The organism is Undibacterium cyanobacteriorum, from assembly GCF_031326225.1.
GTDB classification, from domain to species: Bacteria; Pseudomonadota; Gammaproteobacteria; order Burkholderiales; family Burkholderiaceae_D; genus Undibacterium; species Undibacterium cyanobacteriorum.
The window spans coordinates 4175271-4198463 of sequence record NZ_CP133720.1 but is presented as its reverse complement, the minus strand read 5'-3'; the positions used below and the strand labels follow the sequence as shown (position 1 = coordinate 4198463).

The following is a 23193-nucleotide window of genomic DNA, read 5'->3' as shown; positions in this document are numbered from 1 at the left end:
TTCAGTTTTTTTGATATGACACTTGTCATGTAAAGTCATGACAAGTGCTACTGGGCCTGATTAAACAAGGCTGGCATGATACTCCTCATACGCAATAAGCTGAGTTGGCGAACTTATTTTGACTTGTTTATTCAGACTAGCTTATTGAATCCAATCACGCTCAAGGAGAATCAAAATGCCAGTTTCCGCTCCCGTTCAAACTCAAGCCGTGAACAATTCTCATCATGTCAGTTTAGACCAGCAGCTCGCTTCGTTCCGCCAGCGTCGATTTTTGGCAATGCCATTGGCCGGTTGCCTAGTCTGGTTCGCCCTCATATTTTTCGGTTTGTTTGCAACGCCGCAAACGCAAGTATTGGCGACTTTTGTCGGGACTGGAAGCATCGTTTATCTCGCGATGGGCTTAGCGAAGTTGACTGGTGAACGTTTGAAATTTCAAGCAAAACAACAACGCAATTTTTTCGATACAGTTTTACTCAGTACGGTCGGGATGAGCTTCTTGGTGTATGCAATCGCGCTGCCATTCTTCATGCAAAACTATCGCGCCTTGCCGTTCGCTGTGGCTGTATTGACTGGCATTATGTGGCTACCTATGGGGGTTTTGATGCAGCACTGGGTGGGATACTTCCATGCGATCGCACGAACCGTGTTGTGCACCTTGGCGTGGTTAGTCGCTCCTGAACATAGTTTTGTACTCCAACCTGTAATCGTGGTGACGATTTATTTGGTCAGTATCTTTGCCTTGGAACTGCGCTGGAAACGCATGAATACGCAGCAGACGGAGGCATCGCTTGATCACGTGGTGCTGGCTTAAATATCAACTACAGCGTCGGTCGACATCATGAAAAGCGATACCGGCATCAGCTTTGCGTATTTCACAAACAAGGTGCTTGCCAGTACACTGCAGTTTATTGGCAAGCTGCACAATAGAGTTTATTTGTGACCCTTCTTGCGATTTCAATCCTTATGATCGCCGTCGATCTGAATCGACGATGATTTGTGTATTTCTAGTGAAGCTCAAACTCAAATCGTATGCCACCTGCTTATAGTCAACGTAGTGCCGCAATAGAACCTTTCCATGTCATGGCCTTGTTAGCCCGGGCGAACGAGTTACAAGCACAAGGGCATGACATTATCCACCTTGAAATCGGCGAACCTGATTTCACGACGGCGGCGCCGATTGTCGCCGCTGGGCAAGCTGCTTTAGGGGCGGGCAAGACTCGCTATACCGCAGCCCGTGGTCTGCCCGAATTACGAGAAGCGATCGCTGCTTTCTATGAAAAACGTTATCAGGTTCAGATCAATCCGAATCGAATTATGATCACCCCAGGCGGTTCAGGCGCCTTGTTACTGACCACCAGTTTGTTGGTCGAAGCGGGTAAGCATTGGTTGATGGCAGATCCCGGCTATCCGTGTAACCGCCATTTTCTACGTTTAATTGAAGCCTCTGCCCAGTTGGTTCCGGTAGGGGCGCATGAACGCTATCAATTAACGCCAGAACTGATCGCTGGTCATTGGAATGCGGACAGCGTTGGTGCTTTAGTGGCTTCGCCTGCGAATCCAACTGGCACCGTTTTGAGCCGAGCAGAACTCGCTGCTATCGCTGATGCGGTAAGACGTCAACAAGGGCACTTGGTGGTCGACGAGATCTATCACGGACTGACTTATGGTCTTGATGCGAGCAGCGTTTTAGAGGTCGATTCAAATGCCTTCGTATTGAATAGTTTTTCGAAATATTTCGGTATGACGGGATGGCGCTTGGGCTGGTTGGTAGCACCAGAAAGTGCCATTCCAGAGTTAGAAAAGTTGGCGCAAAATCTCTACATTAGCGCCTCGAGTATTGCGCAGGTGGCGGCGTTGGCGTGTTTTACGGAAGAGAGTCAGGTCATTTTCGAACAACGCCGTGCGGAGTTTGCGGCACGCCGTGATTTTCTGTTACCAGCCCTTCGCCAACTAGGATTCAAGATTGAAGTTGAGCCAGAAGGTGCCTTTTATCTGTATGCAGATATCAGTGAACTTTGCCCGGACACACCGGACGCCTACGCTTTCTGTCAGCATTTTTTAGAGACCGAACATGTCGCCTTTACACCAGGCCTAGATTTTGGCCGACATCGTGCACAAGCCCATGTCAGATTCGCCTACACACAGTCGATTCCGCGCTTACAAGAGGCTTTGCAAAGAATTGAACGCGGTCTCAGAACGTGGCGAGCGCGTGCCTAAGTTAAGCCTTTGTGTTTGGATTATTCGAGTCGGCTGGCGCGGCTCAAATACAAATAATAAAAGCGTATCATGTCCAAATAGTTGCTGACCGAGACACGCTCATCGGTACCATGAAATCGTTGTAGATCTCGATCGTTTGCATGTACGGGCGAGAACTTGTAGATGTGATCACTGAGTTCTTCAAATTTAATCGAATCGGTTGCACCCAACATCAGACCCGGTGCAGTTACGACCTCTGGAAAGATGTCTTTGATCGATTGCTGTAAAATTTGATACGGTAGACTTCGATGAGAACTGATACGCGAGGCTTCGACTGCATTCGGTAAAGCGCGCACGCTAAATTCCGCTTCGCTCAACAGTGTGCCGATGGCAGTCTTCAGATCCGCGACGACTGCCGAGCTACTGTCGCCCGGCAAAAGCCTATAGTTGACGATGGCTTGTGCTTGTCCTGGCAAAACATTTTCTTTGTTCCCCGCTTGCACTATCGTCAGTGCGGTTGTGCTCTGAAGCAAAGCGCGGCTAGCGTCACTGCTGCGTAGTTGTGCTTCGACCACTGGCCGAAGTAGCCATAGGTTGGTCAGAGCATATTTATTCAAGCCCTGCATCTCCGGGCCTACCGTGTTGAATAATTCACGCGCGACGCCAGCGATTTGCAGTGGTCGTGGATGTTGATCAATATAGCTGATGACTTTACCAAGTTTAGCAATCGCGCTTTGACCCGGATTGGGGGGCATGGACGAATGGCCTGGTACCGCTTTCACCGTGATCTCCACACTCAAATAACCTTTTTCTGCGACGCCAATCAGCGCTGCCGGCGCATCGAGACCGGGTAGCATGCCATGGGTAATCAATAGTCCTTCATCCAATACGCTATGTAAGCGGATCTGGCGCTGTTTGAGCATCGATGCAATCTGTGCTGCGCCCCGTAGGCCTTGCACCTCCTCGTCAGCTCCGAAAGCGAGATAAATCGTGCGCTGATTTTGGAAGCCTGACTTTAACAATAATTCCAAAGCCTCGAGCTGCGCCATGAGGTTGGACTTGTTATCCCATGCGCCTCGTCCCCACACAAATTGATCCTTGATCGCACCAGAAAAGGGTGGATAGGTCCATGCCGCTTCGGTTCCTGGCGCAATCGGCACAACATCTTGATGGGCTAACAGAAGGATTGGTTGCGCATCGGCTTGTGTGCCGGGGATGGTCAGTAAGATGCTGAGATTGCCGATGATTTCTTCATGAGCGCGTTGATAAACGTTTGGAAAAGCGCGTCGAAATAATTGATGTAGACGCCGAAATTCCTCTGCATTCAGATTCGCATCTTCAGCAGAAGAGACAGTGGCAAATTGAATCGACTGGCTCAGATTGTTCAAAACACCGTTCTCGTCGATTGAGATTGGCGCCACCGCTTGCGCTTTTGTTTGTTTTGAAACTTGGCGCGCAGTATTCATCAAGACTGCGAGCACCAACAAAATAAGAATCCCAAGCAGCGCTAGGAGTATCAATGTGAAGCGAGATTTGAACTTGGATAGTGGGCGCATAGGATAAGAAAGTGGTCTGAAAATCAATGATGTGGCAGCACAAGGGATTTCGCCAACAAAGGCAGTCACCAAAAATGCAGTCACCATCAAAGGCATTCACCAGCGGTGACTATTTAGCTTACAATGAAATAGATCTGTAAGGTGTAGTGTTTGTTGTTTGTTAAGGATGTCGTCGTGCCCAAATTAGATACCATCAAAGCGAGTTTTTTGTCAGGATGGAATCATATCGATGCTTTACTCGATACTGGTCCTGGTTGGAATTGGCTTACCCCAAGCCGAACTGTTTTGTATTACAGTTTTTCGGTGACCGAAGGCACTGATCCGAAAAGTAATGGCGTAAGCGGCGCACTGACGGCATTTAACATCATGCAAAAAAATGCGGTGCGTGAAATTCTGAACACCTTGAACCAGATTACTGGTATTACTTTTTCGGAAGTGGCGAACGGCACCAAGGCGGACCTGCATTTTGCCAATGCCAATATCACCAATGCGAATAATGCTGGTTTGACGCAATGGACCTTTAACTACTCTTACGACCCCAGTCAGACAATCGTCAGCTATGTCGCTCAGGCCTACGTGTATGTCGACAATGCCGAATCAGGTGATCGTTACGCGGCGCCAGCCGCTGGCAATTACGCATATGAACTCTTAATGCATGAGATCGGTCATGCGATGGGATTAAAGCATCCTTTTGAAGGCTCAGTGACTTTGCCTGCAGAAGAAGATAACACTGACTATACCTTGATGTCGTATCAGCAAACCAATTTGCACTCAGTGTATGGCCCCGACGATATCGCTGCTTTGAAGTGGTTGTATGGGGGCGATGGACTAGGCGGAAATCTTGGAGTTGGCTCACAGGGAAAATACTTCTATGCCACTGAAAAGAATGACGCAGTTCAAGCAACGGCGGGTAATGATGTGATTGATGGCCAAGGTGGTAACGATACGGTCAACTTTGGTAGCAATCGAGCCTCTTATAAAATAAATCTAGGTAGCGCGATCGGTGGCGGTATGACGGTGGTTGGTAAAGAAGGGACCGATGCTTTACTCAATATCGAGCGCCTCCACTTCACGGACATGACCGTCAATTTACAGGTGCAGGCGGTGGCCTCATCGATTTCAGCGATCGAATTAATGCGCCTTGAAGAACTCTATGTCGCCTTCTTTAACCGAGTACCAGATGCAGATGGATTGCAATACTGGATCAACGATTTGAAAGGTGGCCGCAGTTTGATGCAAATTGCCGAGTCCTTCTACGGTGCAGGAATTGCTTTCTCAGCGCTGACCGGCTACACCAAGGACATGACGAATGAAGCCTTCGTGAATGTCATCTATAAAAATGTGTTGGGCCGTGTCGATGGCGCCGATCCTGAAGGCTTGCAATATTGGACGAATGCTTTATCGAGTGGTGTTGATAATCACGGCAGTTTGGTTCTAAAGATTTTGTATAGCGCACACACTTTCAAAGGTGACTCGCAGTACGGTTGGGTGGCCGATCTTCTCGACAATAAAGTCACTGTGGCACATGCCTTTGCCGTCAAGGCAGGGCTCAACTATAACAGCGACAATGATTCCATTGCCAAAGGCATGCAGATCGCAGCCCTAGTGACACCCACCGATACCAGTGCTGCTCTGAGCCTGATCGGCATTAGTCCTGACCAATATAATTTATCGACTTAGTTTCCGTCTTAGTTCTCGATGTGGTATCCGACTTAGTTGCTTTATTTAGTTTTGATGAGAGTCTGATTGACTATTCATCGTAGTGCACGACACCAAAGTAAAAATGCCACCGAGCAGTGTTCTGCGGGTGGCATCTTACTTTGCTACATCAATGCGTCGGGTAGCGACTTTCGCTGAGCTTAGTTCACCCAATAAAAATATCGTAGAAAACTCCATTCGGGATTGCCGCGTTCACGCGCGCTTTGTTCGATGGCTTTACGAGCGAATTCCATAAATCCGCTCTGCGGATGTTTCGCATCGATCTTGGTGCAAGCATACTGAGTTGATTTAAAGTGTGAAAAACTAGACGGCGCTTTTTGGAACAGCGTGGCGACACTAATGCCGGTTCCGGCTGGGCATAATCGACCAACTTCACCAATTAATCCGCCGGCATCAGGCTGTGCTGTGGCCAGTGTTTTGCCATTCCATAAGGGAGTGAACTCGGCTAGAAATTGTCCCCACAAGTCGAAGGCGACTTGGTTCATGGCGAGCGGAAAAACATGATTCTTCTGGTGCGGATTCGGAATCCATTCGAGTTCATCATCAGTCTCTGCGAGTAAAGACTGACGCATTTTTTCAGATGTCGCGAGACCGCTACCAATCAGCTGATGGGCTTTCGTGAGTGAAGCTTGATCGATCATATTGATTTGAAATTGACCGCGCTTCGATTCGTCAAGCTGGAAAGACAAAATGAAGTTAGCGAAACCTTCGAAAAACTGATGATACGCAAGAGCCCAGTAGACATCACTTTGATCGACCCGAAAGCGAGCTTCAAGATTGAAGTGTTGTTGATAGTAAGTGGGATCATCGCTAGGCATACCTAGGTTGAATGGGCGCTCACCGGGTTTGACCACTGCAAAGAAATATTTTTCCCAAGGATTGAGTTTGCCGTCGCCATTAAGATCTATCTGCCATTGAGCCGGCTCCAACAGCAAGCCCTCATTAGGCTTGAGCTGCAAGCTTTCAAGGATTTGACGGCCTGCACCGAGTTCACTCCTAACGTAGTTGAGTTCTTTACGCAGCATTGCGTCGAAATTTTTGTTCGATAGATTCTTGTTTGGCTCTAACTTGAGTAGTTCAAACCAACGAGCGATTTGCTTTAGCAGAGCGATGTCGCGACAAATCACTTGTGTTTGTTTGTCTTGATTGGTGTTTCCGTACTTAAACTTTTTGGATTCTTGAAGTTGACATGCTTTTTGCATGTTTTCGTTGCTGAGAAATTGATCTTGCGCCTGGCTGGTATTAGAGAAAAGCGCGACGCACAAGATCGATGCGGAATAAAACGTGGTGCGAGTGATGCGCGAAAAATGATTGAACATGTTTGTGCTAGTCCTTTCGGGCGTTGTATTAAAAAGCGAGGGCAGCATATCAATTTTTTGATGAGAAATTCGTATTTGCCTCACCCATCTAGTGAAATTGTTGCGAAGTAGCGTTTTCTGTACGCGATAGTCGCGGCTTGTTATACTTCGAAAGCAGGGATGCCGACCAAAGTCGCGAAGAGTCAGAGGTCAGCTGTGTTCATTGTGTTTTGCTTTCGGAGTAGAGACTATGTTGGCTGTTTCGAGAATACCGCAACTCGTTTTGCTGTTTGTTTTGAGTTGGGCGCAAGTCGCTTTTGCTGAGATCCAAACCTTACCGGTGGTGTGTGGCGAGGGCAATAATGCCTTGCACGGCACTCTTTTATTCCCGACGCATAAGACCAAACCGCCGGTCGTCTTGATTGTTGCAGGTTCTGGACCGACTGATCGCGACGGTAACTCGGCAGCCGTGCGCGGTAAGAATGATAGCTTGAAGATGTTGGCAGAGGAGCTCGCCATCGCGGGCTTTGCCTCGGTGCGTTTTGATAAACGCGGTGTCGCCGCAAGCCTTGGTGCTGCGCGTGATGAAGAGAGTTTACGTTTCCAAACCTATGTCGGCGATGTCGAAGCGTGGATTAAACAACTCTCGAACGATAATCGCTTCGGTAGCGTTGCAGTGATTGGTCATAGCGAAGGTTCTAGCCTCGCCATTCTTGCAGCAAAAAATCAAAAAGTAGATGCTTTAGTTTCGATTGCTGGTCCTGCGCAAGCGGCATCAAAGATTTTGCGGACGCAATTGCAAGGTAAATTTCCACCGGAGCTCGCCCAAGCGAATGAATCGATCTTGGGCAAATTAGAGCGTGGTGAGTTTGTACGTGATGTGCCAGCTCCTCTATTGCCTCTGTATCGACCAAGTGTGCAAAACTATTTGATTTCTTGGTTCCCAGTGGTACCCAAAGATATCTTAGGACAGTTACGTTTGCCGATTGCGATTGTACAAGGTGATCACGATATACAAGTGCCAGTGAGCGAAGCGGAAATGTTGGCCGCCGCAGCACCTGGATCAAAGTTGATTATCGTGCGAGGCATGAATCATATTTTCAAAGATGTTTCGATGGAGACCAGTAAGCAGGTTGAGTCTTACAGTGATCCAATGCTCCCGCTCAATCAGGATTTTGTGAATCAAATCGTGTCGTTTTTGCGATCGACACTCGTGAAAAAATAGATCTTGAATCTGAGTCGCTATGCGGCTTACATCACGGCTCCTGGGTACACAAGTTTTTAGTAGTCGTAAGGGAGCGAGATAATAAAGCTGGTACCCTTGTCGATCTCCGTTTCAAAGTGGATCGTGCCATGATGTTTGTTGATAATTTTCTTCACAATGTCGAGGCCAAGTCCACTGCCTTCACCGGCTGGTTTAGTGGTGAAGAATACATCAAAGATTTTGTCGCGGATCGCTTCCGGAATGCCGGGGCCGGTATCGGCAATCACCACGACAGCATTGTTGTCGCGTTTCTTGATGCTAATTGTTAAAATGCCTTGGTAATCCATGGCCTGTAATGCGTTATGGATTAAGTTCATCCATACCTGCACTAATTCATCGGGCCAGCAAGCGATATCGGGAATATCCTCAAATTGGCAAACTAATTCCGTACCTTTATTAATCTTGTTCTGATAAAGCGTAAGAACCGTTTCCATGCCCTCACGCAAGCTACTCATTTGTTTTTCGTTGCTGGTGCCAATGCGTGAGAATGATTTGAAGGCGAACACAATTTTGGAGACGCGATCAACTGCGACTTGAATGTTTTTCGTGCTATTAACGATCGCCGCGATTTCATTGGCCGCCCGTAGAATGCGATCACATTCTTGATGTTGGAGCAAAGGTAGAAAGCGTTCGATTTGTTGTTGTGCGCCAAGTTGTACCAAGATTGCTGCTTTGCGGCGCGCTTCAGTAATTCCCAAATTTTCCAGAGCGGTGCTGGTCTCGCTGATAACACGCCGCTCTTCGCGGGTATTCAAGATCATACTGCTCTCATTGAGTGTGGCAATCAAGTCGAGAAACAATTCCCGAATATCGTGATCGAGCAAATACATTAAGCGCGTCAAGTCCGACATCGCTGTGTTGAGTGCGTTGGAGATGTTGTTGCCGCTCGATTTGATGGCGCCGATGGGAGTGTTAATTTCATGAGCGACGTTGGCGACCAGCTGACCTAAAGAAGCCATCTTTTCTTGCTGCGCTAATTGTCGCTGCGCATCCACTAAATTTCTGTGTGATTGAGAGTTGGCGAGCGCGATCGCAACGTAGTTCACAAGGGCGCGTAGGAACTCCAATTGATTGGGCGAATAGGCGTGTTTGCGCGGGCTTTGTACCGTCATGCATCCGATTACTTTTTCCTCGAGAACCAAGGGTAAATACAAGATCGATTGCATAGGCTCGCCCGACTTGGCCGGCGCGATATAGTCAAAATATTGCAGCAACTCCGCTTCGGTATGCGTTAGCAATTCCCGTTTGTGTTCGACACACCAAACCGCCGGACGATTTTTTTCATCGAGCGTGTATTGGAAGGGTTCTTGTCGAACTCCGCCCTCTATCATGTAATCAAATTCAATCGCATTGGTATTCGTGTTAAAGAAGGCGATGCCAAAGACGTAGGCATCGACACGCGCAAACACTTGATCGCGAATTCGTGTGAAGGCTTTTTCGGTATCGAGTGTGGCGGTGAGGCCTTGCCCGACTTCGCCTAGTTTTAAAATATCTGCAGTGCGTGCATCGACCAAAGCCTGCAGGATACGTTTTTCTTTGCGTACGCGTTCAATGCGCATCTTATACATGAAATAGATGCTGCCACCAACGCCAAATAAAATACAAAGTATGAACCACTTGGTTTGCCAGAATTGGGGTTGTACTTCGATGGGAATGCTGATTTCTTGGTCACTCCACACCCCTTGGTGATTACTACCGCGTATTTGAAGCGTATACTCACCTGGCCAGAGATTGCCGTAGCTGACGCTGCGATGTTCTGAGTCGGTTTCAATCCAATCGCTTTGATAACCAAGTAGGCGATAGGCGTATCGGTTTTTTTGCGGCACGAGGTAGTCAAGCGCGGAGAACTCTAACTCAAAGCGTTTTTGATCTGTGCGTAATTTCAATCCCGTGTTGATCTGATTGAGGTTTTGATCGATTCCATCAACCCTGAAACGGGTGATGGCGAGTTGCGGATTGTGCTCCCAAGTATCGAACTTGTTTGGGGCGATAATGGCTGCGCCTTTTGTGCCACCAAAAATGAAGAGACCGTCATGGGTTTTGGTGTAACTACCTATCCACGCAGTGCCGATATCGATACCTGTGCTCTTGGGGAGCAAACTCAGTTTTTTCGTTTCGGGATCATAGATGAACCATTGGGTCCAAATGCGACCCCGTTCATCTTCGAGTAAATTCCCGCCCATGTATAGATTGGGATGCTCGGTTGTGTCGCTGATATGTTCGAACTCAGCGGTATTGCCATCCCACTTAATGAGACGATCGAAACCTTGTGAGGTATCAATCCAAATCCGACCTTTGCGGTCAATTAAAATGCCATTGACATCATCGTTGGAAAGGCTCTTGGGGTCGTAATCCAAGTGCGTAATTTGTTTGAGATCTTGTGTATTGGGATCTAAGACCCACACACCGCGTTCGCTGGCGGCCCAAATGCGGCCTTGTTGATCCTCTTTGATCGCAGTGACATATCCCGCATTGAGAATATCTTTGTTGGTGGCAAAACCTTCAAATTTCTGTTCGGAAGGTAGCCAACGGGCGAAGCCTTGGGTGGTGCCAACCCACAATTCGTTTTTGCTGCTGACAAAAAGGGTGGGGGTTTGATTACTTGGTAAGCCGTCAGCAACAGAGTAGGTTTGCCATTCTTTGGCACCGGCCGCGAGACGTTTTAATCCTGATTGGCGGGTTCCTGCCCAGAGACTTCCATCATTGGTTTCTACGAGCGCCAGCACCGCAGGTGCCATCGATGTGCTTGATTGATTCGATGTGGGGCGATAACCGCCAATCAGCCCACGGCGCCGATCAAAAATATCGATGCCGCTTCCCTCGGTACCGACCAAGATACGTCCGTCCTTGGTTTCGAGGATGCTGCGCACATTCGAACGCGTCAGGCCAGTGGAGTAAGTTGGGCTGTGACGCAGCATACGGATGGTGTCATGACTGGGGAGGTGCTTTTGAATTCCTGCTCCCCAAGTACCGATCCAGAGTAAGCCTGAGCGGTCACGTAACATGGCGCCAATTTGATCAAGTGCTAGGCTGCTTGGAATGGCAGGATCATTTCGCATGCGATGTAAGATCGTGCCATCTTTGGCGCTTACAACATAAATGCCAAAGCCATAGCGCGATAACCAAATCTCGTCAGTGTCGGCCTGAATAATGCCATCGACGACGTTGTCAGCTAAGGTATTGCCTTGGATTGAATCGAGTGTGATGCGATGCAGTTGACGTGTCCCTGGATCGAGCCAAGCGGCACCGCTACGGGTCAGGCCGAGCCACAGCTTTCCATCTTTCGCCTCGAAGATGCTACTGATCCCGTGCTCAGCGAGAGAGTCTGGCGTATTTGGATCCGAAGCAAAAGATTCTAGTTCGGTCGATCCGGGGGCGAGATGGAGCAAGCCGCTGAAGGTGCCAATCCAGAGATGATCGTTACGGTCGACATAAATACTGCGAATCTTTTGGTTCTGCAAAGACATCACGGAACCTTGACCAGGGGCGAAGCGAATCAATTTCCCGCTATCTGCAGGAAGATAGGCTAGGCCGAGTGCCTCTGCTGCGACCCATAGACCGCCCTTAGAATCGCCTGCCATACCAATGATTCGACCCACGCTCGTCTCATCCGCGAACTGGGGCGACAACATGATTTCTTTGAATTGGCGGAGTGCTGGATTAAAGAGTGCAATTTTCCCGCCATAACCAGCGACCCATAATTTTCCGTCTTTTGCAGGTACCAGAGTCTTGACGTAGTCATCGGGTAGAGAAAACGCCTGTCTTGTGCTGTGATTGAATTTCTCGAAACGATAACCGTCGAAGCGCACCAAGCCACTTTGCGTTCCAATCCATAAGAAACCAAAACTATCTTGTGCTAATGAAGTAACGATGTTGATGGGTAAGGATTCTTCGTCTCCGACCTTTTCGAAGTAATGGTGAGTGAACCAAAAATCTTGAGGGTATGGAATATGATGCTTTGATGCCGACGCAGTCGGACTTGCTGATGGCGTGACTTGGGCAAATGCAAGGGATTGGATGAGGAGCGACGCCAGCGACAGGCAAATCATTAACTTGCGCAGAGGCAGGATTCGATAGAGTGGTGAAGGTGATAACTTCATGAAAATCGATTCTCGGCAAATTGGAGCAGGGCAAGGCGTACACCAGATACGATTTTGATAGTATCACCAAGGGCTATAGCTCGATCTACGGCGCGAGCTTTGCACATGATAATTATGAGACTTTGTTGCTTTTTATCATGCGTAGTATTTTGTTATTTCTTATTGCAACCCCCTCGCGAGAATCTAGTTGGTGCCATCGTTTTTTCGGTGGTTCTTCCGATATTACTGGGGTGAACTGGCTGCTGTCTGACCAAAGACTCGGCGGTGTTTGAGGTAGATCATTGAAGTGAGTCCCCTGCGGCATCAATTTGAAAAAATTCCTCTTGCGCAACATCTTTTCTTAGGGAATACTGTTCTAAAACATGTGCCATCGACGGAGGTTAATGTCTACTGTCGGTGCGAAACTACCTAGACTGTTCGTGATTAAATTGGTTTGGGCAAGTCAAGAAGATATGAAGTTCGGCTTCTTGTTGGAGTGGGAACCCCCGATGAAGGAAAGCGGCATTATCCTCTGCGTTGATGATGACACGACCGTGCTGGTGGCGTTGCGCACCTTGCTGGAGCACGCGCTCGGCTCCAACTTTCTCATCGAGATCGCAGAGAGCGGAGAAGAAGCTCTCGAGATTATTGAAGATTTACAAAAAAGTGATGAAACAGTTGGAGTGGTTATTTCTGACTTCCTCATGCCCGGCATGCGCGGCGATGAACTGCTGATCGAAATCCACAAACGTAGCCCGCGTACGATGACCATTATGTTGACTGGTCAAAGTGACTTTGATGGCGTCAAAAAAGCGATTAACCAAGCGAATCTGTATCGCTTCTTAGAAAAGCCGTTTAATCACGAAGACATTTTATTGACAGTGCGTTCCGCGTTGCAGGCGTTTTCGCATGAGCGTTTGCTGACCTTGCAGAATGAGCAGCTGCGTCAATTGAATGCTGACCTGAATGTCACCCTGAAGAAGTTACAGGAATCTGAAAAATTTTTGGAAGAACGAGTCGCTTTGCGTACACGTGAGCTCGATGAGAAAAATCAGGCTTTGCAACAAGCTTTACGCACTTTGGAAGACGTGGAACGGATTTCCCGCCATGATTTGAAGACGCCCTTAGTCAGCATCGCTGCTGCCCCAACGCTGTTGAGAGCGGGGCGAACGATGAGTAAGCACGAGGAAGATATTCTCTGCATGATCGAGAGCGCAACCAATCGTGCTTTGAGCATGGTGAATCTCTCGCTTGACTTGTTTCGCATGGAAAGCGGAAGTTACGTGTTCCGCCCCAGTTCGGTTGACATGACCAATATCGTGAGCTCGGTGGCATTGGGCTTGGCGGCACATGCCCATTCGAAGTCAGTTAACATCCATGTTCCGAGTGATGAGCCGCATGTATTCGCGGAAGCTGACGATTCTTTGTGTTATTCCATCATCGGTAATTTGCTGAAGAATGCGGTTGAGGCCGCCCCAGAACATTCAACAGTGATGGTGACCTTGATTGACGGCCCGCAAATCTTGTTGGCGATTCACAATCAAGGTACGGTACCGCTTGAATTACGCAGCAGTTTCTTTGATAAATACTCGACCGCGGGCAAGGTTGGTGGTACGGGATTAGGAACCTATTCTTCCCATTTGTTAGCGAAGGTGCAGGGCGGTAGTTTGAACATGCATACTTCGGAAGAAGATGGAACCACCTTGACTTTGAGGCTGCATCGCGCCAAGCAAAGTAGTCCACCGGTACAAATCAAGGAGCACGCAGCGCGACCTACACATGCCTCGTCGGCGATTTCGCATGAAGGAATGTCGGTTCTTCTGGTCGACGATGACGATTTTAACCACATGGTGATGAGCGATAATTTTCAAGCGCCGGCTTTCCGTTTGGACAGCGCCATTAATGGTCGTATGGCACTTGATCGCATTCAAACGAAGCGCCCAGATTTGATCATTATGGACATCGAGATGCCTGTCATGGGTGGGGTTGAAGCGATGTCGGCGATTCGTGATTATCAAAAACGACAGGCTCAAAAATCGAGCTTTATTGTGGCTTATTCTGGTCATGACGATGAACGTAGTCGTCAGCGTTTTCTTGAGCAAGGTTTTGATGCCTGCTTGAGTAAGCCTTGTACGCAAGCAGAATTAGCTGAGATTTTGGAACAAGCTCGTCATCAATTGTTGAGCTTGGCGTAGGTCTGAGTTTTAGAAACTTCATGGCTTGCCTTCGCAGTCCGTGACTGCAACACCTGTAAAACATTTAGAATGGCACTTTCTTAAGCTTTCTATTTAGTTTTGCCGCGTGAATAAATTCTTTTCTGTTTTCCGACGAGCAGCTAGTGGTGCATGGCACTGGTTACGAGCACATCCTTGGCGAGGTGGGCTCGCCTTACTCTTGAGTGCATTGCTTTTGTTGGATCAGATATTTCCACCACCGATTCCTCGCGACATGCCGGGTATGGTAGTGGTTGCGCGTGACGGTAGCCCTTTGCGAGGGTGGCCCGATGCCGATGGAGTATGGCGCTATCCAGTCACACCTAAGCAAGTCTCACCTAAGTATATTGATGCCTTGATGACCTACGAAGATCGATGGTTTCGTTGGCATCCGGGCGTGAATCCTTTAGCCTTGGGGCGAGCCGCCTGGCAGTGGGTGGTGAACGGCCATATTGTGTCGGGGGGCTCAACCTTGACCATGCAAGTGGCGCGAGCCATTGAACCCGTGCCACGTAGCATGGCTGGGAAAGTACGACAGATAGCGCGTGCGATTCAGCTTGAGATGCGTCTCTCCAAAGATGAAATTTTGACGCTGTACCTGAACCATGCGCCGATGGGAGGTATTGTCGAAGGCGTCGAGATGGCGAGCCGTAGCTACCTTGGAAAGAGTGCGCAGACCTTATCTTCCGCCGAAGCGGCTTTGTTGGTGGTGTTGCCACAAGCACCTTCGCGTTTACGTCCCGATCGCCATCCTGAATTGGCACAGCAAGCGCGCGACAAAGTGCTGCGTCGCATGGCCGAGCTGAAACATTGGAGCAATGCGGAAGTGGAAGATGCGCTGATCGAAAAAGTCGGAGCTAACCCACCGCGCGCCAATTGGCTTGCGCCACTGGCTGCCGAACGCTTACATCAAGCAGCGCGGCGCGAGGCGCGCCTGCATAAAACAAAAAAGTCAGAAATTGCGATCGTCAGGTCGACGCTTGATCGCGAAATTCAAACCATCTTAGAGCGTATGCTCGCTGACAAAGTCAATCAGTTACCACGCTTCGTCTCGATGGCCGCCTTGGTGGTCGATAGCCGCTCCATGGAGGTATTAGGTTATGCAGGTTCTGCAGATTTTTCTGATACGCGGCGATTTAGTCACGTCGATATGGTACGTGGCATACGCTCACCCGGCTCAACTTTAAAGCCATTTCTGTATGCGATGGCCTTGGACGAAGGCTTAATTCATTCAGAGAGTTTGATGGCCGATACGCCGCAGTCGTTTGGCGGCTACGATCCGGGGAATTTCCAGGCGAGTTTCTCAGGGCCAGTCAGTGTTTCCGAGGCGCTCCAGCGTTCTCTCAATGTGCCCGCAGTGGACCTGCTTGATCGTATCGGACCAAGCCGTTTCACAGCACGCTTGTCAGCAGCTGGTTTGCGCCTACGCCTTCCCAAAGATGCGAGTCCGAATTTGAGTGTGATTTTAGGAGGAGCAGGAACCAGTCTTGAAGAGCTGGTCGGCGCTTATCGCGCGCTGGCTATGAAGGGAATGGCTGGCACGCCACGAATTACGCCCGACAGTCCATTGAAGGAAAGTCGCTTGATGAGTGAAGGTGCTGCCTTCATCATTCGTTCTATTTTGGAGGCGGGCGGCCATCCTGATCAACCGTTTGTGGAGGGCGATGCCAGCGGCGTGCGGCTGGCTTGGAAGACCGGCACGAGTTACGGTTTTCGTGACGCTTGGGCGGTCGGTGTGAGTGGACCCTATACTTTGGGGGTATGGATTGGTCGCCCCGATGGAACCCCGAATCCGGGCTTTTTTGGTGCAAATGTCGCCGCGCCTTTATTACATCAAATTGCCTATGCACTTCCGCGTGGTGAAGCTTTGCCACGAGAGATGCCAAAAGACGTGAGTAGTGCACAGATTTGTTGGCCACTGGGAATTGCGGCGTCCCTAACACCAGCAGAACATTGTCATGTGAAGCGCAGCGCATGGATTTTGCGCGACACGATTCCACCAACTCTACCAGATCGTTTGCGTTCACGTAGTCTGATTGAAACGATATGGATTGATCCGCTCAATCAGACGAGTACCAGTCCGAATTGCAATGCCCGTGCGCAAGCGCGCGAAGTTGCTCGATGGCCTTCTTTGTTAGAGGCATGGTTAGCGCCATCGAAAAAGCTAGAGTTAGGCCTGCTACCTTGGTCGAGTGAATGTGCTCCGAATAGCAGTGGTGGAAGTGGCGCCAGTGTGCGTCTGATGGGTGTAAAAAGCGGAACCCGGATGCGCCCCGCTCCAGGTCAAACTGCGGTCAGCTTGAGCGTGGATGCAGTGGGAGGAAGTGGCGTGTTGTATTGGCTATTGGATGGTCAACAGCTTGCTGCTGGACCAAAGAAACGTCAAACCATCCTTGTTCAAGAGGCAGGAAATCATAGCATCACAGTGGTCGATGCAGCAGGTCATATTGACAGCGTCAACTTTACGCTCGACAAAAAATAAGCCGAACTTAGGCCGCTTTTTGCAGATGAAATGTCTGTAGTAGTTGATCAAGATATTCAGTCTGACGTTTTAAGGAAAATCCGGCGGCATAGGCATTCATAAATCCGTGTTGCGTACCTTTGGCGACTTCGGCTTGATAGCCACGCTGGCGCAATTCTTCAACGACCGTTTGACTCGTGTAGGCCTGTTCGTGTTCTGCAAAGATAAAGCGTGTCGGACATGCACTTTGCAAATCGAGATGGTCGCGAACCCGTGAAGGGTAGAACAAGTTCGCGCTATCCAAGTGAGCGCATTGTTGTGCGGCCTTCATCCACCAAGCACTGCCACCCACTCCAAAACCGAGAAAATGCTGAACCTCTGTTTGTTCGAGCGCTTCGGCTATTTTCTTCGCGTAATGCGCAATACCACCCTCCGCGAGAAAGCGCGTATAGGCCTCTTTTTCATTTCGGAAAGAGCATGCTTCGGCGTAGGGGCTGATGATCTTGGTGGAGAGTCCCAAGTAGCGGCACAGTGCCGCGCTTGCGTGAGTCTCGCCATAGACATCGGTGGCGATTAAAAGTACAGCAGACGACATCGGTTGGTAGCGGCCCAATTACAAAAAACGGGCTGATAAATTCAAGAGCGCGCAGAGTATAGCAAGTAGCGTGAATTAGCAAGTGAATGCGCGATCTGAACGGAGAATAGTGGAGAATTTCTGGTTAAAAACGATCTGCTTTGCCGTTGTGACAAAAAATCAAATTCTTATACTGCACGGCACGACCGAAGCGTGTGATCGAGGCGCATTGTGTTTGATAGCGAATCTATGATTGGGGACGAAGAAGTACAACAACCCACCATGTTCGCTAGCACAGAATGCACCGAGTTGGTGATGGAGGGCCTGTGGTCCGACCGAAAAGTACGCTTTAGATGTCGTCAATACAGAAGAAAGTGAGAATAAGATGAACGGTTTGGAAAACCTCGGATCATTTCAATGGTCCTATTTGTGGATAGTAGCATTAGTCGTTTTGGTCGCTTTGTGGCGTCGCGTCTTGTGGTTTTTTGGCGTGATTATCATTCCCGATAATATGATTGGGCTGGTCACCAAGAAATTTGTGTTGTGGGGCGAACATAAAGATCTGCCTCCCGGCAAGATCGTTGCTTTGAGCGGCGAAGCGGGTGACCAAGTGGATACCTTAGCCTCGGGTGTGCATTACGCTTTGTGGCCGTGGCAATACTCGGTGGTGAATGCGCCATTAACGATTATTCCAGAAAATTTTATCGGAGTGGTGGAGTCGCGCGACGGTGAGCCTTTGAATGATGGCGACATCATCGGTCAACATGTGGATTGCGACATGTATCAAGATGCACGTGCTTTCTTGACCGGAGGTGGCCAACGTGGCCCACAAGGTTTGGTGATTCCAGAAGGTTCGTACCGCATCAATACTTTGTTATTCCGCGTGTCGCAAGAACCGGTGACAACGATAGAGAAGAATCAGATCGGTATCGTCGAAGCCCATGGTGGTAAGCCTATGCCAAATGGTCGCGTGTTGGCGCGTCATGTCGAATCGAATACCTTTCAAGACGCGCAAGCATTTCTGAATGGTGGTGGTGAACGTGGTCCACAAATCTCGGTGATTCCTAACGGTCACTATCGTATCAATCCACGTTTGTTTTCTGTGAAAGCGGTCAATGTGGTCGATGTACCTGAGAACATGGTTGGTGTGGTGACCACGCGCGAAGGTGCTCCCTTGAATACCGGTGAAATCGCTGGACATGAAGTGACCAATCACAATATGTATCAGAATGGCCAAGCCTTTATCGACGCAGGTGGTTACAAGGGTTTGCAAGAACAAGTGATTTTGGCTGGACGTTACTTTATCAATCCCTTATTTGCCACTGTCGAGATCGTTGAGATGACCAAGGTGCCAATCGCTAATGCTGGTGTGGTGATCGCCTATGTTGGTGCCGAGGGTCAAGACGTGACCGGCGACAATTTCAAGCACGGTAATTTGGTGAAGAAAGGTCAGAAAGGGGTGTGGGTAGAGCCACTCGATCCGGGTAAATATCCGATCAATCCTTACACGCATAAAGTTGAATGTGTACCGACTGCGAACGTGGTGTTGAACTGGGCAACAGGTAAAACCGAAGCGCATAATTTGGACAAAAATTTGTCGACCATTACGGTGCGTAGTTCCGATGGTTTTACCTTCAACTTAGACGTGTCGCAGATCATCCATATTCCGCGTACTGATGCGCCGAAAGTCATCGCGCGCTTTGGTAATGTGGCGAACTTGGTGACGCAAGTGCTGGAACCAACGATTGGTAACTACTTCCGTAACACAGCCCAAGGCTCTGATGTGATCGACTTCTTGAAAGGGCGTGCGCAACGTCAAGCCGACGCGAAAAATCGCATCGCCGAAGCTTTGCGTGAATACAATGTGGTTGCGGTCGATACCTTGATTGGTGATATTTCTCCACCAGATGCTTTGATGAAAACGCTGACCGATCGCAAGATCGCTGAGCAAGAACAAGTCACCTTTAAGACCCAACAATTGGCGCAAGTCGCGCGCAAAGAGTTGGCCCAAGCACAGGCGATTGCAGATACGCAATCGAAAGTGGTGGCAGCGGAACGTGAAGTCGAAATTTCGCAATTCACTGCAAGTGCGATGGTGAAAAAGGCCGAAGGTGATAAGAATGCACGGGTCTTGAATGCAGAAGGTGATGCACGTTCGAAAATCGTCAATGCGGAAGCCGATGCGCAAGTCTTCACGGTGGTCGGTAAGGCGAAAGCTGAAAACACCTTGGCAGTGGGTACTGCTGAAGCCGAAGTTATACAGCGTAAGACAGAAGCGGTTGGTCAAAGCAATTATGCTCTAATCGAAGTTGGCCGTGCCTTGGCCGAAGCGAAGATTCCTTTGGTACCGCAGATCGTTGCAGGTGGTCAAAATGGCGAGAGCGGTAGTTCTTTGGTCAATGTTTTGTTGGCAAACTTGGTGAGTCAAAACTTGGTGAAGCCGAGTTTGAATCCTGAGCTTAACAAGGCGCTTAGTGAAACGGAGAAACTTTGAGGTCGTCCTTGTGAAGGGCCGGCGTTCAGTTAGTTAATCCTATTGAAGTGCTAGATCTGGTAGTGTAAGCGGCACGAGCAGCAATGGACGTGCCGCTTCAGCTTTGATAGCGCACATCACCTTCCTCTTTTTCATCTCTTAATCCCCCGACTTCATCCGCTCGACAGGTGAGTTCGTCGCAAATTGCTGCCTTGTCTCTTTTGTTTTGTTTCAATGCTTCCTGTGGAACTTTGAAATGAAAGGACATCGTATGGGTAACTGGAAAAAGAAATATCGTCTCTTATGGATTGCCGCCGCAGTATTTTATGGCCTCTTTTTGCTGAACTATGTCGCTTACGGTCGACCAGTGGTTCCTGACGAGGCAAAAACCTTGGTCGAATCGCATGTCAATGCGCAAGTGAGTTTTGATAAGGCGGCTTTGGCTCGTCTAACGCACAGTCAATATTTTGAGATCTCTCCGGTCGGTGAATTTGATGTGCGCGAAAAAATGCTAGGGTTTTACGATACGCCGCGTAATGGCCCGGGACCTGAAGTAAACATACAGGGATGGGAGTATCGGCAGTTCGGACCGCAGGGGATGGTCTCTGCGAAATTGGTGTTTAAAATGCGCGCCGGAGAGCAGATCCGCGAGTTCGCGATGCGCGGTACTTATTTGCTCTGCGATGAAGCGGGGCAACTGAAAATTTGTTCCGCCACTTATACGCCGATGACGCCTCGGCGTGGCAGCTAAATCGATACTGAATTCAGTGTGATATTGTGCGCAGCTGTTAAGGAGACTCAGGATTTTCGCAGTTTGGAAAAGCCCTGAGGTTCCCATTGCCGCATCGCCATCAGTAGCGCTGTGCCGTGCCGTTTCTTGAGCGGTGCGTTGAGGCTTTCCGCATGCAATTCTGCGAAGCGACGTTTCAACTGGCGTAATTCAACTTGCAATTTCAAAATCGCGCCCTCGGTCAGCATGCCATGCGTGAAATTGAAAGTTTCTCCTTCGTGATGGAAGCGCGCATTGAGGAAATCTGGCATGCCGACTTCGCGGAAATAAGTGCGAATCGGACCACCGGGTATCCAATCAAAGTCACGGCTGATATTGAGTCGTATGCGATTTCCCGGCAACAAAGTGATGAGGCGTAATTGATCGAGTTTCAGCAAATGTTTGATGCACACTGCTTCGCTCAAATGATAGTGCTCAAGGATATCGCTCATGCTCCATTGATTGACTGCACATACCGCGATAATCAATAACTCGGGATCCGAAATCACTTCTTTTTCTTGTTCCAAGGTGAGCGTATTTAAGCGTGCATTGCTGAGGCTTGCTTCTTGTGTGAGCTCTGCCAAACTAAAACCAAGGAAATGACTTAACTGCACCAAGCGTTCTAAACTCATCGGCGCGTCGCTGCTCTGGCTGAACATACGTTTGATACTTGCCTCAGACAGGTTAAGCGCCTCCGCCACGTCGCGATAGGTTTTAGCTTGCTGCTTCAACTGGTACTTAATGGTGTTCATTAACTGCCCGATTTCTGTCATGGCTTTTCTCACGATAATGATGAATAGTTTAAATATCCTATACTTTCATTTTTAAATCAATAGACTTTTGATCTAAAAGTTTATCAAGTGAGCGATTTGAGGCACACTGCGGGTTCTTTCACGGAGGGGACATGGAATTTGCATTTCAATTGGCAAGACCGCATCGAGCGCTCAAATTCTTGCCTAGTTTAGTGTTGGTGTTTGTGCTTTTTTTGTTGTGGGAACACGGGCCTATTCAACAATTCGATCATTATCACGAGTTTGCTGACCAAGCTCATTGGCTAGGCGTAAACCATGCACGCGATGTGCTTTCTAATCTTGCTTTTTTATTGGTCGGTTTGTGGGGCTTGCAGCAGTTTATGAGCCATTGGTCTTTAGTGAGAGATCATAGACGACCCGCTTTGCTGAGCTTTATTGTCAGCATTATCGCGACCGCTTGGTGCTCTTCTTATTATCATTTAGCGCCGGATGACATGCGTCTGTTTTGGGATCGATTGCCGATCGCGACGGCATGCGCCTCTCTCATCGTACTGATGCGACCAGCCGCAAAAATGTCTTTGCCGACGGCGTGGAGCGAACTATTGTTGGCGCTGGCTTTCGCTGCTCTGTCGGTGTGGTGGTGGCAGTATAGCGGCGATTTACGCGCTTATTTGGCTCTGCAAATCTTCGCGATTCTCTTGCCGCCGCTGTGGCAGTACTTAGGTCAAGCTTCTAAACGCGAACGAATGTCTTTCGGTTTGGCGATTGGTCTTTATGTTCTGGCGAAAGTGTTTGAGTTAGCAGATGTCGCGGTGTTGAATACCATCGGCTTTATGAGTGGCCATAGTTTGAAACATCTGCTCGCAGCTTTGGCCGCTTACTTTATTGTGTGCCCTTGGGTGCAGCCTTGGCGTCCGGGTTTGTTACCGTTGAAGTAAGCAGCAGCGATTTGTTGAGCGTTTCGTTAGCGAAATCGCGCATACGATCGCCGACGAAAATTTGTGGTTCAGAATGACTTAGTTTTAGCGCCTCTTCACGTTGGATGATTTGCTTCTCGGTTTTCTCAAACACCTGTTTCAATGTCAGTGAAGCGTCGAAAGACTTGCCGAATAATTCGTCGATAAAGAAAGTGTTCTGGTCCAACGGGGCGCAGCCCCACGAAGTTTTACTTCTGGATGCGGCAGTGAGAATGATGCGATTGGGCGCTTCAAGCGTGGAGATCAAGGAGCCTGAGTAACACGCTGAAATAATCAGTACCGTGGGCGTATCTTTAAGATCTTGTAGAACGGTTTTGATGTGGCCCGCAGTGATATTCCCATAGCGTTGTTGACCGATTTGGTTGGCGAGGTAACCTACGTTTCCATGGCTACTCATAAAAATCACGACGACATCTTTCTCGCCTACCTGTTGGCTGATGTGTTTTATCGTCTTTTGAAAATTCCCAAGATGGGCGAAGGGGCGATCTAGTTCGACGGTTTGCGCTTGATTGTCGAGCTTGTAGGCCAAGAGCTGTGGATTGACTGAGCGTATTTTGCTTTCTGCTAAATCGACATCGCCTCGAAAAGCGTTTGAGCCAGAATCGAGACCGAATCCAGCAAACCACAGATGCGCTCCTGCTTGTTGCTTGGCCTGTCGTTGAATGGCATCGAATTGCGCGTCAAGTATTTGTTTGGATTGCGCCTTTGCGAGAGCATTACTTGGTGTGAGGGCATGCTCGAGTTTGGGTTCAGCTGCATCGACCTGAACTGCAGTGCAAATACTGAGTCCGAGGATGCTGAAATGAAGCAAGAAGGCCGCGAAGCGAGATGTCAAAGGAATGGATTTCATCTTGGGTGATGT

Annotated in this window: 15 protein-coding genes; 9 read left to right on the top strand and 6 right to left on the bottom strand. The window is 49.0% G+C overall.

The window, feature by feature from the left end; all coding sequences use genetic code 11:
* Positions 1 to 175: 175 nt before the first annotated feature.
* Entirely contained in the window at positions 176 to 811 is a 636-nt protein-coding gene (locus RF679_RS17525; protein ID WP_309481917.1) for a DUF7010 family protein, read from the top strand.
* 218 nt (positions 812 to 1029) lie between these two features.
* Positions 1030 to 2217 carry a pyridoxal phosphate-dependent aminotransferase gene (locus RF679_RS17520; protein ID WP_309481916.1) on the top strand — a complete coding sequence of 396 codons (1188 nt, stop codon included), beginning with the start codon at positions 1030 to 1032 and terminating at the stop codon, positions 2215 to 2217.
* Between the two features lie 20 nt (positions 2218 to 2237).
* Here RF679_RS17520 and RF679_RS17515 read toward each other — a convergent pair whose 3' ends face one another.
* A complete protein-coding gene (locus RF679_RS17515) occupies positions 2238 to 3662 on the bottom strand; it encodes a M20 family peptidase (RefSeq protein ID WP_373921702.1) in 1425 nt (474 codons plus the stop codon).
* A gap of 264 nt (positions 3663 to 3926) precedes the next feature.
* Between RF679_RS17515 and RF679_RS17510 the strand changes: the two genes are divergently transcribed.
* Complete coding sequence (locus tag RF679_RS17510) at positions 3927 to 5432, top strand: DUF4214 domain-containing protein (protein WP_309481915.1); 1506 nt, start codon at positions 3927 to 3929, stop codon at positions 5430 to 5432.
* Positions 5433 to 5611: 179 nt separating this feature from the next.
* On the opposite strand, the gene RF679_RS17505 is transcribed toward RF679_RS17510, so the two are convergent.
* Positions 5612 to 6790 carry a hypothetical protein gene (locus RF679_RS17505; RefSeq protein ID WP_309481914.1) on the bottom strand — a complete coding sequence of 393 codons (1179 nt, stop codon included), beginning with the start codon at positions 6788 to 6790 and terminating at the stop codon, positions 5612 to 5614.
* A 229-nt stretch (positions 6791 to 7019) separates the two neighbouring features.
* Here RF679_RS17505 and RF679_RS17500 point away from each other — a divergent pair, with 229 nt between their 5' ends.
* Positions 7020 to 7994 (top strand): alpha/beta hydrolase, encoded by a 975-nt coding sequence (locus RF679_RS17500; protein WP_309481913.1) that lies wholly within the window; start codon positions 7020 to 7022, stop codon positions 7992 to 7994.
* Between the two features lie 56 nt (positions 7995 to 8050).
* Here RF679_RS17500 and RF679_RS17495 read toward each other — a convergent pair whose 3' ends face one another.
* Entirely contained in the window at positions 8051 to 12133 is a 4083-nt protein-coding gene (locus RF679_RS17495) for a two-component regulator propeller domain-containing protein (protein WP_309481912.1), read from the bottom strand.
* A 383-nt stretch (positions 12134 to 12516) separates the two neighbouring features.
* On the opposite strand from RF679_RS17495, the gene RF679_RS17490 reads away from it, so the two are divergent.
* Both RF679_RS17490 and pbpC read left to right on the top strand, forming a co-directional pair.
* A complete protein-coding gene (locus RF679_RS17490) occupies positions 12517 to 14307 on the top strand; it encodes a response regulator (RefSeq protein ID WP_309481911.1) in 1791 nt (596 codons plus the stop codon).
* A 253-nt stretch (positions 14308 to 14560) separates the two neighbouring features.
* The gene (gene pbpC / locus RF679_RS17485) at positions 14561 to 16807 is read left to right on the top strand and encodes a penicillin-binding protein 1C (RefSeq protein ID WP_309484045.1); all 2247 of its coding nucleotides are present in this window, start codon (positions 14561 to 14563) and stop codon (positions 16805 to 16807) included.
* 7 nt (positions 16808 to 16814) lie between these two features.
* Here the strand turns inward: pbpC and RF679_RS17480 are convergent, their stop codons facing one another.
* Positions 16815 to 17381, bottom strand: coding sequence for a dienelactone hydrolase family protein (locus tag RF679_RS17480; RefSeq protein ID WP_309481910.1), 567 nt, complete (start codon positions 17379 to 17381; stop codon positions 16815 to 16817).
* A 364-nt stretch (positions 17382 to 17745) separates the two neighbouring features.
* Between RF679_RS17480 and RF679_RS17475 the strand changes: the two genes are divergently transcribed.
* Together RF679_RS17475 and RF679_RS17470 are read left to right on the top strand one after the other, a co-directional pair.
* Positions 17746 to 19854, top strand: a complete 2109-nt coding sequence (locus RF679_RS17475) for an SPFH domain-containing protein (protein ID WP_309481909.1) — start codon at positions 17746 to 17748, stop codon at positions 19852 to 19854.
* Positions 19855 to 20089: 235 nt separating this feature from the next.
* On the top strand, positions 20090 to 20584 hold the full coding sequence (locus RF679_RS17470) for a nuclear transport factor 2 family protein (protein WP_309481908.1): 495 nt from the start codon (positions 20090 to 20092) through the stop codon (positions 20582 to 20584).
* A gap of 47 nt (positions 20585 to 20631) precedes the next feature.
* Here the strand turns inward: RF679_RS17470 and RF679_RS17465 are convergent, their stop codons facing one another.
* Complete coding sequence (locus RF679_RS17465; RefSeq protein WP_309481907.1) at positions 20632 to 21375, bottom strand: helix-turn-helix transcriptional regulator; 744 nt, start codon at positions 21373 to 21375, stop codon at positions 20632 to 20634.
* A gap of 131 nt (positions 21376 to 21506) precedes the next feature.
* Between RF679_RS17465 and RF679_RS17460 the strand changes: the two genes are divergently transcribed.
* Positions 21507 to 22292 carry a hypothetical protein gene (locus tag RF679_RS17460; RefSeq protein WP_309481906.1) on the top strand — a complete coding sequence of 262 codons (786 nt, stop codon included), beginning with the start codon at positions 21507 to 21509 and terminating at the stop codon, positions 22290 to 22292.
* Here the strand turns inward: RF679_RS17460 and RF679_RS17455 are convergent.
* Positions 22237 to 23181: a C13 family peptidase gene (locus RF679_RS17455; protein WP_309481905.1), complete on the bottom strand. Its 945-nt coding sequence runs from the start codon at positions 23179 to 23181 to the stop codon at positions 22237 to 22239. The genes RF679_RS17460 and RF679_RS17455 overlap by 56 nt on opposite strands.
* Between the last annotated feature and the right edge of the window lie 12 nt (positions 23182 to 23193).

Coding starts and splice junctions, on each gene's coding strand:
- RF679_RS17525 (WP_309481917.1), top strand. CDS start 176: ATGCCAGTTTCCGCTCCCGTTCAAACTCAAGCCGTGAACAATTCTCAT.
- RF679_RS17520 (WP_309481916.1), top strand. CDS start 1,030: ATGCCACCTGCTTATAGTCAACGTAGTGCCGCAATAGAACCTTTCCAT.
- RF679_RS17475 (WP_309481909.1), top strand. CDS start 17,746: ATGAACGGTTTGGAAAACCTCGGATCATTTCAATGGTCCTATTTGTGG.
- RF679_RS17505 (WP_309481914.1), bottom strand. CDS start 6,790: ATGTTCAATCATTTTTCGCGCATCACTCGCACCACGTTTTATTCCGCA.
- RF679_RS17490 (WP_309481911.1), top strand. CDS start 12,517: ATGTCTACTGTCGGTGCGAAACTACCTAGACTGTTCGTGATTAAATTG.
- RF679_RS17470 (WP_309481908.1), top strand. CDS start 20,090: ATGAAAGGACATCGTATGGGTAACTGGAAAAAGAAATATCGTCTCTTA.
- RF679_RS17515 (WP_373921702.1), bottom strand. CDS start 3,662: ATGAATACTGCGCGCCAAGTTTCAAAACAAACAAAAGCGCAAGCGGTG.
- RF679_RS17480 (WP_309481910.1), bottom strand. CDS start 17,381: ATGTCGTCTGCTGTACTTTTAATCGCCACCGATGTCTATGGCGAGACT.
- RF679_RS17455 (WP_309481905.1), bottom strand. CDS start 23,181: ATGAAATCCATTCCTTTGACATCTCGCTTCGCGGCCTTCTTGCTTCAT.
- pbpC (WP_309484045.1), top strand. CDS start 14,561: ATGCCGGGTATGGTAGTGGTTGCGCGTGACGGTAGCCCTTTGCGAGGG.
- RF679_RS17495 (WP_309481912.1), bottom strand. CDS start 12,133: ATGAAGTTATCACCTTCACCACTCTATCGAATCCTGCCTCTGCGCAAG.
- RF679_RS17460 (WP_309481906.1), top strand. CDS start 21,507: ATGGAATTTGCATTTCAATTGGCAAGACCGCATCGAGCGCTCAAATTC.
- RF679_RS17465 (WP_309481907.1), bottom strand. CDS start 21,375: ATGACAGAAATCGGGCAGTTAATGAACACCATTAAGTACCAGTTGAAG.
- RF679_RS17500 (WP_309481913.1), top strand. CDS start 7,020: ATGTTGGCTGTTTCGAGAATACCGCAACTCGTTTTGCTGTTTGTTTTG.